Annotated in this window: 14 protein-coding genes; 12 read left to right on the top strand and 2 right to left on the bottom strand. The window is 65.6% G+C overall.

The annotated features are described in order from the left end of the window. The first annotated feature begins 114 nt into the window (after positions 1-114). The 6 genes from CK230_RS32090 (at position 115) to CK230_RS32115 (ending at position 6,712) form a co-directional block, all read left to right on the top strand. The gene (locus CK230_RS32090; protein WP_095820790.1) at positions 115-1,569 is read left to right on the top strand and encodes a hypothetical protein; all 1,455 of its coding nucleotides are present in this window, start codon (positions 115-117) and stop codon (positions 1,567-1,569) included. Between the two features lie 156 nt (positions 1,570-1,725). Continuing rightward, entirely contained in the window at positions 1,726-3,030 is a 1,305-nt protein-coding gene (locus CK230_RS32095) for an ABC transporter substrate-binding protein (protein ID WP_095820791.1), read from the top strand. A gap of 395 nt (positions 3,031-3,425) precedes the next feature. Then, a complete protein-coding gene (locus tag CK230_RS32100) occupies positions 3,426-4,307 on the top strand; it encodes a branched-chain amino acid ABC transporter permease (protein ID WP_095820792.1) in 882 nt (293 codons plus the stop codon). Beyond that, on the top strand, positions 4,304-5,266 hold the full coding sequence (locus CK230_RS32105; protein WP_095820793.1) for a branched-chain amino acid ABC transporter permease: 963 nt from the start codon (positions 4,304-4,306) through the stop codon (positions 5,264-5,266). Before CK230_RS32100 ends, CK230_RS32105 begins: the two co-directional genes overlap by 4 nt. Continuing rightward, positions 5,263-5,991 (top strand): ABC transporter ATP-binding protein, encoded by a 729-nt coding sequence (locus CK230_RS32110; RefSeq protein ID WP_095820802.1) that lies wholly within the window; start codon positions 5,263-5,265, stop codon positions 5,989-5,991. Before CK230_RS32105 ends, CK230_RS32110 begins: the two co-directional genes overlap by 4 nt. Next, positions 5,984-6,712 carry an ABC transporter ATP-binding protein gene (locus CK230_RS32115; RefSeq protein WP_095820794.1) on the top strand — a complete coding sequence of 243 codons (729 nt, stop codon included), beginning with the start codon at positions 5,984-5,986 and terminating at the stop codon, positions 6,710-6,712. Before CK230_RS32110 ends, CK230_RS32115 begins: the two co-directional genes overlap by 8 nt. A 237-nt stretch (positions 6,713-6,949) precedes the next feature. Here the strand turns inward: CK230_RS32115 and CK230_RS32120 are convergent, their stop codons facing one another. Both CK230_RS32120 and pncA read right to left on the bottom strand, forming a co-directional pair. Next, positions 6,950-8,365 carry a sodium:proton antiporter gene (locus CK230_RS32120; RefSeq protein ID WP_095820795.1) on the bottom strand — a complete coding sequence of 472 codons (1,416 nt, stop codon included), beginning with the start codon at positions 8,363-8,365 and terminating at the stop codon, positions 6,950-6,952. Between the two features lie 244 nt (positions 8,366-8,609). Beyond that, the gene (pncA, locus tag CK230_RS32125) at positions 8,610-9,224 is read right to left on the bottom strand and encodes a bifunctional nicotinamidase/pyrazinamidase (protein WP_095820796.1); all 615 of its coding nucleotides are present in this window, start codon (positions 9,222-9,224) and stop codon (positions 8,610-8,612) included. A gap of 309 nt (positions 9,225-9,533) precedes the next feature. Here pncA and CK230_RS32130 point away from each other — a divergent pair, with 309 nt between their 5' ends. The 6 genes from CK230_RS32130 (at position 9,534) to CK230_RS32155 (ending at position 16,658) form a co-directional block, all read left to right on the top strand. Beyond that, entirely contained in the window at positions 9,534-10,391 is an 858-nt protein-coding gene (locus CK230_RS32130) for a xanthine dehydrogenase family protein subunit M (protein ID WP_095820803.1), read from the top strand. Positions 10,392-10,453: 62 nt separating this feature from the next. After that, entirely contained in the window at positions 10,454-13,201 is a 2,748-nt protein-coding gene (locus CK230_RS32135) for a molybdopterin-dependent oxidoreductase (protein WP_245430139.1), read from the top strand. After that, a complete protein-coding gene (locus CK230_RS32140) occupies positions 13,198-14,739 on the top strand; it encodes a 6-hydroxynicotinate reductase (protein ID WP_095820798.1) in 1,542 nt (513 codons plus the stop codon). The genes CK230_RS32135 and CK230_RS32140 overlap by 4 nt, the downstream gene beginning before the upstream one ends. Beyond that, positions 14,739-15,623: a hypothetical protein gene (locus CK230_RS32145; protein ID WP_095820799.1), complete on the top strand. Its 885-nt coding sequence runs from the start codon at positions 14,739-14,741 to the stop codon at positions 15,621-15,623. The genes CK230_RS32140 and CK230_RS32145 overlap by 1 nt, the downstream gene beginning before the upstream one ends. Then, positions 15,616-16,200, top strand: coding sequence for an amino acid synthesis family protein (locus CK230_RS32150; protein WP_095820800.1), 585 nt, complete (start codon positions 15,616-15,618; stop codon positions 16,198-16,200). The genes CK230_RS32145 and CK230_RS32150 overlap by 8 nt, the downstream gene beginning before the upstream one ends. Continuing rightward, a complete protein-coding gene (locus CK230_RS32155) occupies positions 16,197-16,658 on the top strand; it encodes a MarR family transcriptional regulator (protein ID WP_095820801.1) in 462 nt (153 codons plus the stop codon). The genes CK230_RS32150 and CK230_RS32155 overlap by 4 nt, the downstream gene beginning before the upstream one ends. Positions 16,659-16,805: the final 147 nt, after the last annotated feature.

The raw sequence follows: 16,805 nt of genomic DNA on the forward strand, positions 1-16,805 counted from the left end.
GACATCTCCCCCGCAAGGGGGGAGATTGGCAGCTTCGGGCATCCCGCCTTCCTTTTCGATGTTGAAAATTGGCGAAAGCCAAGGCGACATCCGATCTCCCCCCTTGCGGGGGAGATGTCCGGCAGGACAGAGGGGGGTGTGAAGGATCTGGACGCTGGAGTTAATCTCCTCGGGGCAATCGCATTAGCAGCCGCACTTGCCTCGTTCCTCCCCACCCCCGCCTTCGCTCACGCCTCCGACCGCGGCCACGTCCTGCTTCTCCCGACCGGCTACTACCTCGCCGGCGGCGCTTTTGCCGTGGCCGTCAGCTTCCTCGTCGTGGCGCTGCTGCCGCCCGCCGCCCTCGACAGTTTCTGGCGCCGGCGCCTGCCGCTTTTCGCCCACAGCGACCACTCTCGCACTATCACCAGCCTGATTTCATTTGCCGGCTTCGTACTTCTCGTCGCCGCCGGCCTTCTCGGCAGCCGCGACCCGCGCTCCAACCCGCTGCCGCTGGTCATCTGGACGCTGCTCTGGGCCGGCTTCACGCTGCTTCAGGGCGTGCTCGGCGATCTCTGGTCATGGCTCAACCCGTGGTACGGACCTTGGCGAGTCGTGATCCGACTCCTCGGCAAACGACGGAGCGAGAACCAGCCACCACGCCTGCCCAACTGGCTCGGCTACTGGCCGGCCTTCCTGCTGTTCTTCGCCTTCGCCTGGTTCGAGCTGATCGATCCAGCCCCCGACGATCCGGCGCGACTAGCCCTTGCCGCCGGTTTGTACTGGCTGGTCAGCTTCATCGCCATGGTCATCGTCGGCTATGACGACTGGAGCCGGCGCGGCGAATTCCTGAGTGTCTTCTTCGCCATGGTCGCCCGCTTCGCAGCCCTCGAGCGTGACGAGGGCCGGCTGAAACTCTGCTGGCCCGGCGCCAAGCTGCTCGCCGCGGAGCCGCTGCCGCTGAGCGGCACGGCCTTCCTCTTGCTGGCCCTGTCGTCGGTGTCCTTCGACGGCCTGTCTAAAACCTTCTTCTGGCTCAGCCTCTTCGGCGTCAATCCGCTGGAATATCCGGGCCGCACCGCGCTGATCGGCATCGGCAGCTTTGGCCTCGTCCTGACCTTCATCCTGCTTGCGGCGGTCTTCGCGCTGGCCGTCTTTCTCGGCCAACGCCTGGCCGGCGATGCGCAATCGTTCGGAAAAGCCGCCGGCCTGCTGGTCTGGTCGATCGTGCCGATCGCGCTCGCTTATCATATCGCGCATTACCTCGCCGTGCTCCTGGTCGATGGCCAGTACGCACTGGTCGCGCTCTCCGATCCATTCGCGCTCGGCTGGAACCTGTTCGGCACGGCCGACATGATGGTCGAGGCAGGCGTCGTCGCCGGCGCCCGGTCGGCCTGGTGGCTGTGGAACATCCAAGCCGGCGTCATCATCGCCGGGCATGTGCTGGCGGTGCTCGTCGCGCATGGCCTTGCCTGGCGGCTCCATCGGCAGCCATCGCGCGCTGCGCTCAGTCAATTGCCGCTCACTTTGCTGATGATCGCCTACACGATCTTCGGCCTTTGGTTGCTTGCCACGCCGACCGCCGGATGACACAAGAGCGTGCCAACAATGCCGTCGGGTAAAGCTAGCTTGCCAGGCCAAGGCTTTGGTGATTTAGTTTGTACACATGCAATTTTTCCATCCTTCGGAAGGGGATGGATTAGCCGCCTTATCGCTGGTCAAAACTGAAAAAACAGGGGAACGGACATGGCTGACAAGAACGGATTTTTCGACCTCTCCAAGACGACGCTGTCGCGCCGCACCGCGCTGAAGGGCATGGCCGCCGGTGCCGGCCTGGCACTGGCGCCCGGCTTCGTCCGCTACAGCCAGGCGCAGAGCTCGGCGCCGATCAAGATCGGCTTCCAGTCGCACCGCACCGGCATCGGCGCCGCCTATGGCCGCTGGTACGAGAAGACGAGCGCGGCCGCCGTCAAGGCGATCAACGATGCCGGCGGCATCGGTGGCCGCAAGGTCGAGCTGGTGATCGAGGATGACGGCACCGATCCGGCGCGCGGCGCCGAGGTGGTCAACAAATTCGCCAAGCAGCACAAGACCGACATCGTCTTCGGCACGTTGTTCTCGCATGTGGTGATCGGCTCGGCGCCCGCCGCCGGCGAGAACAAGATCCCCTATTTCGTGGTGAGCGAGGGCCACCACGTCGCCTCCACCAAGCTCAACCGCTATGTCTTCCAGCCCGGCATCACCGACGTGAAGAGCCAGATCCAGTCGATGGCGCCGTGGATCGCGGCGAACGCCGGCAAGAAGGTGACGCAGATCTTCCCCGACTTCGCCTTCGGCTACGACCATCGCGACTACCTGCCGCCGGCGCTGAAGGCGCAAGGCGCCGACGTCATCGCGCAGATCGCCATCCCGCCGACGGAATCGTCCTTCACCAAATACTTCCCGCAGATCCCGGCCGAGACCGAGGTGATCTACCACGTCATGGTCGGCCCGGCCGTGCTCACCTTCGTCAAGGAGCTCGGCGAGTTCTACGGTTCGCAGCGGCCGCAGCTCTTCGGCTTCATGGATTCGCTCGAGGCCACCGACATCAACAGCCCCGGCCTCGAATTCCTCGACGGCAGCCATTTCTGGGAGGGTTCGCCGCGCTACGCGCAGCCTGACGACTCCGCTGCGCAAAAAGCCTACCGCGCCGCCGTCGGCATCGACGACAATGGCGCCGCCGTCGGCGATCCCAAGGACGTCTCCACGGCCTCGCATATGTTCGGCTGCTGGGAAACGCTCTATGTCGTCAAGAAGGCGATGGAAGATGCCGGCTACAAGGGACCCGATGACCGCGCCAAGCTGGTCGAGGCGACCGAGGCGCTGAAGGAATTCGCCGAGGGGCCGGAACACCCGCAGGGTCCGAAAACCTTCAACGGCAAGATCCACCAGTGCTTCGGCATCCAGAACATCTCCAAGGTTGAAGTCGGCAAGCTCAAGGTCGTCCACAAGACCAAGATCGAGGACGGCCTCTACGAGCCGGAAGGGGATTACACGACGCAGGCGCTGTGAGCGTTGCTTCTGCAGCGAGCGTGAGCGCCCAGGCCCCCCTCTCTGTCCTGCCGGACATCTCCCCCTCAAGGGGGGAGATTGGCAGTTTCTGCGACGGCAGATACTCGCCGAGGCTGGTGATTGGCGAAAGCATTCGCGACATCCAATCTCCACCCCTGAGGGGCAGGGCTATCGCATGTGGCTCTGGGAGTTCGGATAATCCGCAGGCCTCGATGCCGTCATCCTCGGGCTTGTCCCGAGGATCTACCGGCCTCCCTAAACTGGTTGCGCCATATCCACGTGCGACGGCGGATCCTCGGGACAAGCCCGAGGATGACGGCGTTGTGTTGGCATTCGCCATAGGCGATTGCCCTGTCCTGAGGGGGGTGCCTCGCGCATCCCTCGGTGCCTAGCCAATGCACTTCGGACCCCACCTCCTCCTCGCTGGCCTTGAAGGCCTGGTCACCTCCGCCGTGCTGGCGCTGACCGCTCTCGGCCTGTCGCTGGTGTTCGGCGTCATGCGCATCGTCAATGTCGCCCATGGCGAGTTCTTCATGCTGGGCGCGGTGCTCGCCTGGGCGATCTCGACGGCGATTTCCGGCCACCCGGCTATCGGCTTCGTGGCAGCACTTGTGATCGCGCCATTGCTGGTCGGGCTGGTCGCGTTTCTCGCCGAATGGCTGGTGTTGCGCCGGCTGAACTACAACCCCGAAAGCACCATCGTCGCCACCATCGGCATGCTCTACATCATCCAGCAGCTGGCATTGACCTTCTACGGGCCGGAGGCGCGCCCGGTTGAGCCGCCCTTCAGCTATCGCATCCTTTTGCCGTGGTTCGGCTATTCCGGCTACAAGCTGTCGGTGGTCGCCGCTTCCGCCATCCTGCTGGTGATCACCTGGCTGGTGCTGACCCGCACGAAGATCGGCCTGATCATGCGCGCCACGCAATATGACCGCGAGACGGCGCAGGCTTTCGGCATTCCGGTCGAGCGCGTCTATGCCGGCGTCTTCGCCGTCGGCGCCATGCTGGCCGCGATCGCCGCGGTGCTGATCGTGCCGATCAGCCAGGCGCATTATCTGATGGGACAGGACCCGCTGCTGCTCTCCTTCATCGTCGTCATCATCGGCGGCCTGGGCTCGCTGCGCGGCACCGTCGTCGCCGCCGTCCTGATCGGCCTTTCCGACGGCATCATCTCGATGTTCTTCTCGCCGACGCTCGCCAAGATCATCGCCACGCTGGTCGTCGCCATGGTGCTGGTGTTCCGCCCGCAAGGCCTGTTCGGAACCGCGCCGCGATGAGGGATGCTTCGCCGGCAAAGACCTACGCGCTGCATATCGGCGTCATCGTGCTTCTGTTCGCGCTGAACTTCGTCCTGCCGGATTATCATCAGGGCCTGTTTGCCCGCATCATGGCGCTGGCGGTCTTTGCCATGGGCTACAACCTGCTCTTCGGCTATGTCGGCCTGCTCAGCCTCGGCCACGCCATGTTCTTTTCCGCCGGCCTCTATGGCGCGGGCTTGACCGTCTATCACCTCGGTTGGGGTGTGCCGGAAGCCTTCGTCGCCGGCGTGGTTTGCGGCGCGCTGCTCGCTTTGGTCATCGGCCTGCTGGCGCTGCGCACCTCGGGTGTGGCGTTCATGATCGTCACCATGATGTTCGCCCAGGCCTTCTATCTGCTGATCCTCTATTTCGCCGCCTGGACTGGCGGCGACCAGGGCCTCGTTATCCAGCAGGCGTTGCGGGTGGTCTCCATTGGCGGCGCATCCTTCGACCTGACCGATCCAACCGTGCGCTACATGAGCGCGCTGGCGCTGTTCGCGATCGTGCTGTTCGTCACCTTAGCCGTAGTCCGCTCTCGCTTCGGCCGTGTGCTGGTCGCCATCCGAGAAAATGAAGAGCGCACCAAGATGCTCGGCTATGACACGGTCGCCAACAAGCTTGCCGCGGTCGTCGCCTCCGGCGCCATCTGCGCGGCGTCGGGCGCCGCCTATGCCTTGCTGTTCGGCTATGTCGGCTCGAATTTCGCGTCTATCCAATATTCGATCCTGCCGCTGCTCTGGGTTCTGCTCGGCGGCGCCGCGACCACGCTTGGGCCGCTCATCGGCACGCTGTTCATGTATTATGTCACCGACATCACCAGCGGCTTCACCTCGGCCTATCTGCTGATCGTCGGCGTGGCGCTCATCCTGCTGGTCCTGTTTGCCCCGAAGGGCATTATGGGCAGCATCCGCGAGCGCTGGCTGGGATGGCTGCCGTGATGCCGCTGCTCACCACCAAGGGCCTGTCGCGCCAGTTCGGTGGCCTGCGCGCCGTCGACGGCGTCGACTTCGCGCTGATGCCGGGCGAGATCCGCGCCGTCATCGGCCCGAACGGCGCCGGCAAGACGACCTTCGTCAGCCTGCTCTCAGGCCGCATCCAGCCGTCCTCCGGCATGGTCGTCTTCGACGGCGCAGACATCACGACGATGCCGGCTTACAAACGGGTTCGCCTCGGCGTCGCCTACACGTTCCAAATCACCAGCGTCTTCGCCAACCTCACGGTCTTCGACAATGTCGCGCTGCCGGTGCAGCGCACCCTGACCGACGGCCGCTCGAAAGGCCAGGTCAGGACCAGCGTCATGGCGGCGCTGGAGCGCACCGGCCTTGCCGATCGCGCCGGCACGCTGGCCGGGCAATTGTCCTACGGCCATCAGCGGCTGCTCGAAGTCGCGATGGGCCTGGCCTTGAAGCCGCGCTTGCTGATCCTCGACGAGCCGACGCAAGGCCTGGCCGACAGCGAGATCGACAATTTCATCACGCTGGTGCGCGAGATTGCCAGGGACGCGACGGTTCTTCTGATCGAGCACAACATGCCGGTGGTCATGCAGCTTGCCGACCGCATCACCGTCTTCAATGCGGGAAAGATCCTCGCCGATGGCACGCCAGAACAGATCCGCGCCAACCGCCAAGTCCAGGACGCCTATCTCGGAGCGACCCATGGCTGACTCCGTTGGAACCAATGGCGGATTGCTCACCATTGCCGGCCTCGACTGCTTCTATGACGAGGTCCAGGTGCTCTACGGCCTCGACCTCGCCCTCAACAAGGGCGAGGTGCTGTGCCTGTTCGGCCGCAACGGCGCCGGCAAGACGACGACGCTGAAGGCGATCATGGGTCTGGTGCCTGCGGCGGCCGGCTCGATCAAGCTGGACGGCAAGGAACTGACCGGGCTCGCCGCGCATGACGTGCCGAAGGCCGGCGTCGCTTATGTGCCGCAGGGCAGGCGCCTGTTCGCCGAGATGAGCGTGGCGGAAAACATCGAGATCGGCCTAATGGCGCGCGCCAAGGGCAAGCAGACGCGCGACAACGTCCTCGATCTCTTCCCGCTGCTGCGCGAGCGGCTGAAGCAGCGTTCCGGCACGCTCTCTGGCGGCGAGCAGCAGATGCTGGCGATGGCGCGCGCGCTGTGCCTCGAGCCGCAGGTGCTGCTGCTCGACGAGCCGACCGAGGGCCTGATGCCATCGATGATCGCCAAGATCCGCGAGACGGTGGCCAAGCTGCGCGAGCTCGGCGTCTCGACCATCCTGGTCGAGCAGCGCGTCGATGCCGTGCTTTCGGTCGCCGACCGCGTATCGTTCATCGAGAACGGCCGCAACCGCGAGACGGTCGATGTCGAGGCATTGCGCGCCGATCCGTCGGCGGTGCGGCGCTACGTGGGGGTAGGATAAGGCGTCGAATTCGCTGTCCAGCCAAGGCTTCGGCCGTCGCGCTGCCCCTCATTGCCCTGCCGGGCATTTCTCCCCGTAGACGGGGAGAAAGAAGCTGGCCGCGACCTCGGCGCTCATTCTGCAACGTTGGAAATTGGCGAAATCGACGATGACAGCCCCTTCTCCCCGTTCACGGGGAGAAGATGGCGGCAGCCAGATGAGGGGCGGCGCCGACGGTGGAAAATTGAGTAGCTCAGCTCACATGAAAAACAGAAACCCGGCAATCAAAAAGGTCGGGATCAGCACCAGGCCCGACCACGCCATGTAGCCGAAGAAGCCCGGCATCTTGAAGCCGCGATGCCTGGCGATGGCAAAGACCATGAAGTTGGGCGCGTTGCCGATATAGGTGTTGGCGCCCATGAACACGGCGCCGGCCGAGATCGCCGCCAGCGTCGAGGCGGCCTCCGTCATCAGATGCCTGGCGTCGCCGCCGGCCAGCTCGAAGAACACCAGATAGGTCGGCGCATTGTCGAGGAAGGATGACAGCGCCCCGGTCAGCCAGAAATAGGCCAGGTCGTTGGGCCGGCCGTCCGGCGAGGTGACAAGCGCCACCAGCGGCGCCAGCACGCCGTCATGGCCGGCGCGCAGGATGGCGATGACCGGCACGATGCAGATGAAGATGCCGGCAAACAATTTTGCTACTTCGGCGATCGGCCCCCACGTAAAGCCGTTTGCTTCCCTATGGCTCTTGTACGAGACTTTTAGGGACAGGAAGGCCAGCGCCAGGATGATGGCGTCGCGCACCAGGTTCTGCAGTTCGAGTCCGACACCCAGCACGGAAACGCCGATGCCCGGCTTCCAGCTCGCCGAAAGCAGGATCGCGCCGATCACGCCGGCGAGCAGCGGCAGGTTGGCCAGCCCGCGCAGGCGCACCTTTGTGTCGGGGGTCGGGTCCTTGATCTTGGGCATGCCGGCCTCACGGCGATGCAGGATGATGTCGATCGCGAGAAAGACAGCCAACACCAGGCCGCCGACGAAAAGCGTGTCGGGCAGGATGTGGATCGTCGTCCAGAAGAAATCGACGCCGCGCAGGAAGCCGACGAACAAAGGGGGGTCGCCGAGCGGCGTCAGCGAGCCGCCTATGTTGGACACCAGGAAGATGAAGAAGATCACCACATGCGCGTTGAACGGCCGGTTGTCGTTGGCGCGCAGCATTGGCCGGATAAGGATCATCGAGGCGCCGGTCGTGCCGATGACCGAGGCAAGCAGCGCGCCGATGAGCAGCAGGCCGGCATTGACGAGCGGCGTGCCGTGGATGTTGCCGGCAAGCAGGATGCCGCCCGAGATGGTGTAGAGCGCGAACAACAGGATGATGAAGGACAGATATTCGGTGAGCAGCGTGTGCAGCACCGCCTCGCCCGCGGTCGCGATTCCGAAGGCGACTGCCAGCGGCACAATCACCAAAGCCGCCCAGGCGGCTGCGATCTTGCCGTAATGATGCTCCCACAGATGCGGGAAAAGCAGCGGCCCCGTCGCGATCGACAACAGCAGTCCGGCAAAGGGCAATGCCCACCACAGCGGCATGGCGGCGCCGGGCAGTTCGTGGATTTCAGCGGCGAGCGCCTGTGCGGGGAGTAGCAGCGCGATGGCGAGCGAAGCGAATGGAAAAATCATCTGACCGCTGCGCGCCTTCCCCTTCTCCCCTTGTGGGGTCCGAAGGACGGGGCGAGACCCGTGGCTCGCCCCCGGGCGGTGGATCGGCGCGTAGCGCCGAGACGGATGAGGGGTGCTCCAGCGGAGTGAGACGTCGGCTTTCCCTGGAACACCCCTCATCCGTCGCCTTCGGCGACACCTTCCCCCACAAGGGGGGAAGGGGGAGCCCGCAATCCGGGTGAGGGGGACCTTCCCCACAGTCCGGTCAATCCGCCGAGTGATCTTCAAGCGTCACGCCGGCATCCCGCATTCGCGTCAGCATCGCCTCGACCGAGCCGTTGAGGTCGATGCCGCGGCAGGCGTCGAGCCTAACCGTCGTCTTGAAACCCTGCTTCACGGCATCCAATGCCGAGAAGGCGACGCAGAAATCGGTGGCGAGCCCCACCAGCGTGATCGTGTCGATGCCGCGTTCCTTCAGGTACCCGCCAAGGCCGGTCGGCGTCGTGTGGTCGTTCTCGAAGAACGCCGAATAGCTATCGATCGCCGTGCGGAACCCCTTGCGGATCACCAGCTCGGCCTTGGTCCAGGCGAGCCCGGAATGGAAATCGGAACCGAGGCTGCCCTGGATGCAATGGTCCGGCCACAAGGTCTGCGGCCCATAGGGCATCTCTATGTTTTCGAAGGGCTGTTTGCCCGGATGGCTGGAGGCGAAGCTCGAATGTCCGGCCGGGTGCCAGTCCTGCGTCAGGATCACATGGTCGGTCCGCCGGATCAGGTCGTTGACCAAAGGCACGATCTCGTCGCCGCCGGCAACCGCCAGCGCGCCGCCGGGGCAAAAATCGTTCTGCAGGTCGATGACGATGAGCGCTTCGTCGGCCATGCGGTTCCCTCTCGTTTGGGCCCCCTCGTATCGGCTTGAGGCTCCAGTCCAAAAGCCGCTGACGCGACCGGACACGGAACCTTGACCAGATGGCCCGCGCCGTCAACCTCCAAGGCCATAACAATTGCGTTCAGGCCGGCACGCCGCCGCGGCGGCACGAACTCTTGCTTTGACAATTCCGGTCCGCCTGATATCATTTGCATACGAATGAATTTGACCGGTGTGAAACCGGCAGAAAGCCCGAAGCTGAGTACTTGGAAGGGCCAAGTGGGAATGGTCCGTTTCTGGGAAGGTTCTGGAAGGCAGAGCGTGATCCGTTACGCGAAACCCACCACGGTCGAGGAGGCGCTCGCTCTGCTTGGCGAGGACCGTTGGCGGATTCTCGCCGGCGGCACCGATTTCTACCCCGCCCAGGGCGCAAAACCTTTCCGCGACAACATCCTCGACATCAATGGTCTGGCCGAGCTGCGCGGCATTGCCGAGACCGGCGAGCATTGGCGCATCGGCGCCCGCACGACCTGGACCGACATTGTCCGCCATCCGCTCCCGTCCGCCTTCGACGCGCTGAAAGCGGCCGCGCGCGAGGTCGGGTCGATCCAGATCCAGAATGTCGCCTCGGTTGCTGGCAATCTCTGCAACGCCTCGCCCGCCGCGGATGGTGTGCCGGCGCTGTTGACGCTCGACGCCGATGTCGAGTTGCGGTCGCTGAACGCCGTCCGCCATCTTCCGCTCGGCGCGTTCATCCTCGGCAATCGCCGCACGGCGCTGCAGCCGGGCGAGATGGTCACGGGCATCCGTGTCCCGAAACGTTCAGCCGTCGGCTCGTCGGCCTTCGTCAAGCTTGGCGCGCGACGCTACCTCGTCATCTCGATCGCCATGACGGCGGCGCGGCTGGTAGTCGAGGATGGCGTCATCGCCGAAGCGGCGATCGCGGTCGGCTCCTGCTCGGCGGTCGCCCGCCGCCTCGCCCGCGTCGAAGCGGTCCTGCGCGGGCGTCCGATCGATGCGGCGCTTGCCGACGCGGTGCTGTCCGCGCCCATGGATGAACTGTCGCCTATCGCCGATGTGCGCGGCAGCGCCGAGTACCGGCAGGACGCGGCGCGCGAGATCGTCGTCCGCGCCGTGCGCTCTGCAAGCGGCCTCGACCAAGGCAAGGTGGCAGCATGAGCATTGCGCAGTCTGGCGTGACCCGATCAGGCGCGGCCCAATCCGGCATGGCCCAGTCCGGCATGGAACGCGCCGCCATTGCCTTTGATCTCAACGGTGCCGCCGTCAGCGTATCGGTCCCGCCGGTGCGGCGCCTGTCGCAGGTGTTGCGCGACGAGTTGCGGCTCACCGGCACCAAGGTCGGTTGCGATGCCGGCGATTGCGGCGCCTGCACGGTGCTGGTCGACGGCAATCCGGTCTGCGCCTGCCTGGTGCCTGCGGCGTCCGTCACCGGCGCTTCGGTCACCACGGTCGAAGGTCTTGCCAATGGCAGGCTTTCGGCGCTGCAGGCCTCCTTCCTCGAACATGGCGCCGCGCAATGCGGCATCTGCACGCCCGGCCTGCTGGTCGCGGCCACCGCGCTTTTGGAACGCAACCCCACACCCAGCGAAGCCGAGACGCAGGACGCGCTGGGCGGCGTGCTCTGCCGCTGCACCGGCTACAGGAAAATCGTCGCGGCGGTGATGCAGGCCTCGCGGCATATGAACGGCATCGACCTCCGCCTGCCGGACGTGGGCCACGCGGTCGGCGCTTCGCCGATCCGCCTCGACGGCGTGCCGAAGGTCGATGGCACCGAGAAATTCGGCGGCGATTCCTTCCCGGCTGATGCCTTGTCGGTGCTGGTGGTCCGCTCGCCGCATTATCATGCCGGCTTCGCCTTCGGCGACCTCGAAGCCTGGAGGAAAGCCCATCCCGGTATCGCCGGAATCTTCACCGCCGCCGACATCCCCGGCAAGAATTGCTTCGGCGTCATCGGTCCTTTCGCCGATCAGCCGGCGCTGGCCGAGGATTTCGTCCGCCTGCGCGGCGAGGCGGTGGCGCTGGTGGCGGGCGAGCGCGAGGCCATCCTCGATCTCGATTTGACGGATTTTCCGATCGCCTGGACCGAGCTGCCGCATGTGCTGCAGCCGCGCGAGGCGAAGGCCGATGGCGCCGCGCTGATTCACCAGCACCGCCCGGCGAACCTTTTGACCTCCGGCTATGTCGAACGCGGCGATCCCGACGGCGCGCTCGCAGGCGCTGCCGCCACTGTCTCCGGCTCCATCGAAACCTCCTTTGTCGAGCATGCCTATATCGAGCCGGAAGCCGGCTACGCTTATATGGATGGCGACACGCTGGTCGTCGTGGCCTGCACCCAGGCGCCCTATATGGACCGCGACGACACGGCCAAGGTGCTCGGCCTTCCGGTCGACAAGGTCCGCATCGTGCCGACCGCCACCGGCGGCGGCTTCGGCTCCAAGCTTGATGTCTCGCTGCAGCCGCTGATCGGCTTGGTGGCGATGAAGACCGGGCGGCCGGCGGCGCTTGCCTACACGCGCCATGAATCGATGATGTCGACCACCAAGCGCCATCCGGCCGAGATGAAGGCGACCATCGGCGCCGATGCCGAAGGCCGCATCACCGGCATGGTGTTTGAAGGCGATTTCAACACCGGCGCCTATGCCAGCTGGGGGCCGACGGTGGCCAATCGCGTGCCGGTGCACGCCTCCGGCCCCTATGCCACGCCGAATTACCGCGCCACCGGCTACGCCATCCACACCAACGGCCCTATCGCCGGCGCCTTCCGCGGCTTCGGCGTGCCGCAGGCCACCATCATGCAGGAAACGCTCTATGACGAGCTCGCCGGCAAGCTGGGCATCGACCGGCTCGACTTCCGCCTGAAGAACTGCCTGCGCGACGGCTGCGAGACGGTCACCGGCCAGCGCCTGGAATCCGGCGTCGGCATCGGCGAATGCCTGGAGCAGCTTCAGCCGCACTGGGCACGCGCACTGGCCGAAGCGGAAGCCTTCAACGCCGCCAACACGGCAAGCAAGCGCGGCGTCGGCGTCGCCTCCTGCTGGTATGGCTGCGGCAACACTTCGCTGCCCAATCCTTCTACCATCAAGGTCGGCATCCCGGCTTCGGGCGACGTCGTGCTGCATCAGGGCGCGGTCGATATCGGCCAGGGCTCCAACACCGTCATCACCCAGATCTGCGCCGACGCGCTCGGCCTGCCGCTGGACAGGTTCAAGCTGAAGAGCGCCGACACCGCCATCACGCCCGACGCCGGCAAAACATCCGCCTCGCGCCAGACCTTTGTCACCGGCAAAGCGGCGGAAAAGGCTGGCCGTGCATTGCGCGAAAAGATCCTGCGCTATGCCAATGTCTCTGGCGAAGCGACGATCGCGCTCGACGGCGCGAACCTGTCCATCCGCGAGGGCGATGCCGCGCGCCGCATCAATCTGTCGGCGCTGAAAGCTGATGCCGACGGTCTGGTGTTCGTCGCCGAGGAAACCTATGACCCGCCGACACTGCCGCTCGACGCCAAGGGCCAGGGCAAGCCTTACGCCATCTATGGCTATGGCGCGCAGCTCGCCGAGCTGGAGGTTGACCTCAAGCTCGGCATAGTGAAGCTGATCAAGATCACCGCCGCGCACGATGTCGGCAAGGCGATCAACCCCGTGCTGGTCGAAGGCCAGATCGAGGGCGGCATCGCGCAGGGCATCGGCATGGCGCTGATGGAGGAATACATTCCCGGCCGCACCGAGAATTTGCACGACTATCTCATCCCGACCATCGGCGACGTGCCGCCGGTCGAGCACATATTGGTCGAGGTTCCGGATCCGGAAGGACCGTTTGGCGCCAAGGGCCTGGGCGAGCATGTGCTGATTCCGACCGCGCCGGCGATCCTCAATGCCATCCGCCACGCCACAGGTGTTCTGGTCACCAAGGTGCCGGCGACGCCGAGCCGCATCCTGGCGGCGATCCGCGAAAAGGAGGCGCGCCGATGAGCGAGCTTGCCGAACGTTTCGAAACCCATGATCCCGGCGAGAAGCAGGTGGCGGAGAAGATCCGCTGCGATGCCTGCCCGGTCATGTGCTACATCGCCGACGGCCGCACTGGCGCCTGCGACCGCTACGGCAATGTCGGCGGCCGCATCGTGCGCATGGACCCGCTGACCATCCTCGACCACGCGGCTGAGACCGGCGGCGCGGTGGTGCCTTTCGTTGCCGAGGGCGAGGCCTGGAATGGCGAGCTGGTCAACACCGGAAGGCGCTTCGTCACCGCGATCGGCGCCGGTACCACCTATCCCGACTATAAGCCGGCGCCCTTCATCGTCAGCCAGGAGGTCGAGGGCGTCGATCTCGTCACCGTCGTGACAGAAGGCATCTTCTCCTACTGCGGCGTCAAGGTGAAGATCGACACCGATCGCCATATCGGCGACGAGACGGCGACGGTGCGCTCGCAAGGCGAGGCGATCGGCCATGTGACGACCGGCGAATACGGCTCGCAGATGCTGTCGCTTGGCGGCGTCCATCACCTGACCGGCGGCTCCAAGCAGGAAGGCCGCGCCACCTGCGACGCGCTGCTCAACCTGTGCAATCGCAAGCCGGTCGAGCTCACCATCGACGGCGGCGCGACGGTGATCGTCGAAGCCGGCAAACCGCCGGTCATCGACGGCAAGATCGAACACCGCATGCGGGTCGGCTGCGGTTCGGCCACCATCGGCATGTTCGCCACGCAATGGCGCGGGCTGGTTGACGAGGTGGTGGTGGTCGACGATCACATCACCGGCGTCGTGTCGGAGCACCAGGCCGGCAAGGTGCTGGGCTGGGAAGACACCGGCATAAAGATCATCGGCCGCCGTTCGACGCCCGGTCGTTATTTCAAGGTCTCGGAGCCCGGCCTCGGCTGGGGCGGTACGACGATTTCCGACCCGCTGTCGATACTCGGCGACTGGAACGCCAACAAGGGCGCACGTCCCGGCCTGTCGCTGCTGATGGTTTCGACCACCGGCGAGCAGTTCGCCTATTACGAGCTCGACGACGAGTTGAAGCCGGTCCAGAAGCCCTTCCCGGAGCGGCTGCAAAAATCCGTCGGCCTGATCGAGGACAATTGCGAGCCGGCGCTCTGCACGGTTCTCTTCATCGGCGGTGCCGGCGGTTCGCTGCGCGCCGGCGTCACCGAAAACCCGGTCAACCTCACGCGCTCTGTCCAGGGTCTGAAGACCTATGTCACGGTCGGCGGCGCACCGGTCTATGTCTGGCCGGGCGGCGGCATCACGCTGATGGTCGACGTCACCCGCGTGCCGGAAGGCGCCTTCGGCTATGTGCCGACACCGGCGCTGGTGGCGCCGATCGAATTTACCATGCGCCGCGATGACTATGTGCGGCTCGGCGGCTATGAAAATGAGATCCGCAGCGTCGAGGATATCCTCGCCAAGGGCGGCGAATATCTCAACCCGCGCAGCAGCACCGGCGCGCCGGTCAACAACCCCTGGCCGCCGCTGGCGCAGCTGCGGCGCGCGGCGGCGAACGGTGCCGGCTGATGAACGGCCCGCAGGCGCATTGGCTGGCCGACGGCCGGCGGCTCCATCTCAACCATGGGCCGATCGACCTCATCGTCGAAGCCTTTGGCCCTGACGACGAACGTCGCGACGCCTACCAGCAGGCTGTCGCGCGCTTCCAGACAATCCTGATCGAGCTGGTCAAGGAGCTGCCCGAGTTGCGCTTGCCAGCCTTCTTCCTGGCGCCGCGCGATTTCGCGGGCCCAACGGCGCGCCGCATGGAAGCAGCCGTCATGCCGCTGGCGGAATGCTTCATCACGCCGATGGCCGCCGTTGCCGGCTCGGTAGCCGACGAAATTCTTGGCGCGATGCTCGCCGGCCGCCGACTCGACCGCGCTTACGTCAACAATGGCGGCGATTGCGCACTCCATCTGGGCAAGGGCCAGTCGATGACGGTGGCCATTGCCGGCACCGGCAATGGCATGGCCGATCGCGTCGGCATCCGCGCCGAGGATGGCGTGCGCGGTGTTGCCACCAGCGGCTGGCGCGGGCGCTCGTTCTCGCTGGGCATTGCCGACGCCGTCACCGTTCTTGCTCCGACCGGCGCCAAGGCTGACGCGGCGGCAACGCTGATTGCCAACGCGGTCGACCTGCCCGGTCACCCTGCCATCGCGCGCGTTGCGGCGCGCGACCTGGCGCCCGACAGCGATCTCGGCGAGCAGATGGTGACGCAGAACGTCGGCGCGCTTTCCCCGGGCGAAGTTGCCCGGGCGCTGGACAAGGGCCTCGCGGTCGCCGAAGATTTTCGCCGGCGCGGCCTGATCGCCGCCTCGGCGCTGTTTCTGGCGGGCGAAGCCCGCATCAGCGGCGCAATAGCGCTCGCCGCGCCCAACAAGCATCCCCTGGAGGAATTTGCCCATGCCTGACTTTCCGATCCGCAAGGTTGCGGTGCTGACCGAGGAGATTTTCCATGACGGCGGGCCCGTCGCGAAAGAGCCGCGCCTGCGCGCCGCCGCGCTCGCCGTGGTCAAGAACCCTTTCGCCGGCCGCTATGTCGAGGACCTGCAAAGCGCGATGGAGGACCTGAAGCCGCTCGGGCTGCTGCTGTCCGACAGGCTGATCGCCGCACTCGGCGGCGACGTTAAGAAGATTGACGGCTACGGCAAGGGCGCCATCGTCGGTTCCGCCGGCGAGCTGGAACACGGCGCGCTGTGGCACGTGCCGGGCGGCTATGCCATGCGCGAGCGCCTCGGCGACGCAAAGGCGATCGTGCCCTCGGCCAAGAAGGTCGGCGCTTTCGGTTCAAGGCTTGACGTGCCGCTCGGCCACATCAACGCCGCCTATGTGCGCAGCCATTTCGATGCCATGGAGGTCGGCATCAGCGACGGCCCGCGTCCCGACGAAATCCTGTTCTGCCTCGCCATGACCTGCGGCCCGCGCGTCCACAACCGCATGGGCGGCCTGGCGGCCGCGGACATCAAGGCATGGGACGGCCTCAGATGAGCGGCGAGGACAATCTGCTGCGGCTGGTCGAGGCCGAAGACGGCGACGAGAACAACTACCATCTGCAGGACCAGGTCGGCTTCATCCTGCGCAAGGCGCATCAGCGCCATGTCTCGATCTTCGCTTCGCATATCGGCGACCTGACGCCGCCGCAATTCGCCGCTTTGGCCAAGCTCTACGATATCGGCGAGACCTCGCAGAACCAGTTGGGAACGCTGATCGCCATGGACGCCGCGACCGTGAAAGGCGTCATCGACCGGCTGAAGGCGCGGGGCCTTGTCGAGGTGTCCAAGCACGAGGTCGACAAGAGGCGGCTGCTGGTCAATCTGACGCCGGAAGGCCGCGAGGCGATCGAACGGCTGATCCCGCTTGCCCGCACCATCACCGAGGAAACGCTGGCGCCGCTCACGGCCAAGGAAGCCGCGACTTTCCTGCGGCTGCTGGCGAAGCTGGCATAGAAGGTTGGTTTCGGCAGGGTGGAAACCCTGTGACGCTGGAGGGACAGCACCCCTCTCTGGCCTGCCGGCCATCTCCCCCTTGAGGGCATATGCGCTAAGATAGCTTTGGCATGGCTTGAAACTTGCGTTTTCGTGGTGGCTCGCGCC

Source organism: Mesorhizobium sp. WSM3859, from assembly GCF_002295065.1.
Classification (GTDB): domain Bacteria; phylum Pseudomonadota; class Alphaproteobacteria; order Rhizobiales; family Rhizobiaceae; genus Mesorhizobium.

Coding starts and splice junctions, on each gene's coding strand:
- CK230_RS32135 (WP_245430139.1), top strand. CDS start 10,454: ATGGAACGCGCCGCCATTGCCTTTGATCTCAACGGTGCCGCCGTCAGC.
- CK230_RS32145 (WP_095820799.1), top strand. CDS start 14,739: ATGAACGGCCCGCAGGCGCATTGGCTGGCCGACGGCCGGCGGCTCCAT.
- CK230_RS32150 (WP_095820800.1), top strand. CDS start 15,616: ATGCCTGACTTTCCGATCCGCAAGGTTGCGGTGCTGACCGAGGAGATT.
- CK230_RS32155 (WP_095820801.1), top strand. CDS start 16,197: ATGAGCGGCGAGGACAATCTGCTGCGGCTGGTCGAGGCCGAAGACGGC.
- CK230_RS32115 (WP_095820794.1), top strand. CDS start 5,984: ATGGCTGACTCCGTTGGAACCAATGGCGGATTGCTCACCATTGCCGGC.
- pncA (WP_095820796.1), bottom strand. CDS start 9,224: ATGGCCGACGAAGCGCTCATCGTCATCGACCTGCAGAACGATTTTTGC.
- CK230_RS32090 (WP_095820790.1), top strand. CDS start 115: ATGTCCGGCAGGACAGAGGGGGGTGTGAAGGATCTGGACGCTGGAGTT.
- CK230_RS32120 (WP_095820795.1), bottom strand. CDS start 8,365: ATGATTTTTCCATTCGCTTCGCTCGCCATCGCGCTGCTACTCCCCGCA.
- CK230_RS32140 (WP_095820798.1), top strand. CDS start 13,198: ATGAGCGAGCTTGCCGAACGTTTCGAAACCCATGATCCCGGCGAGAAG.
- CK230_RS32105 (WP_095820793.1), top strand. CDS start 4,304: ATGAGGGATGCTTCGCCGGCAAAGACCTACGCGCTGCATATCGGCGTC.
- CK230_RS32095 (WP_095820791.1), top strand. CDS start 1,726: ATGGCTGACAAGAACGGATTTTTCGACCTCTCCAAGACGACGCTGTCG.
- CK230_RS32100 (WP_095820792.1), top strand. CDS start 3,426: ATGCACTTCGGACCCCACCTCCTCCTCGCTGGCCTTGAAGGCCTGGTC.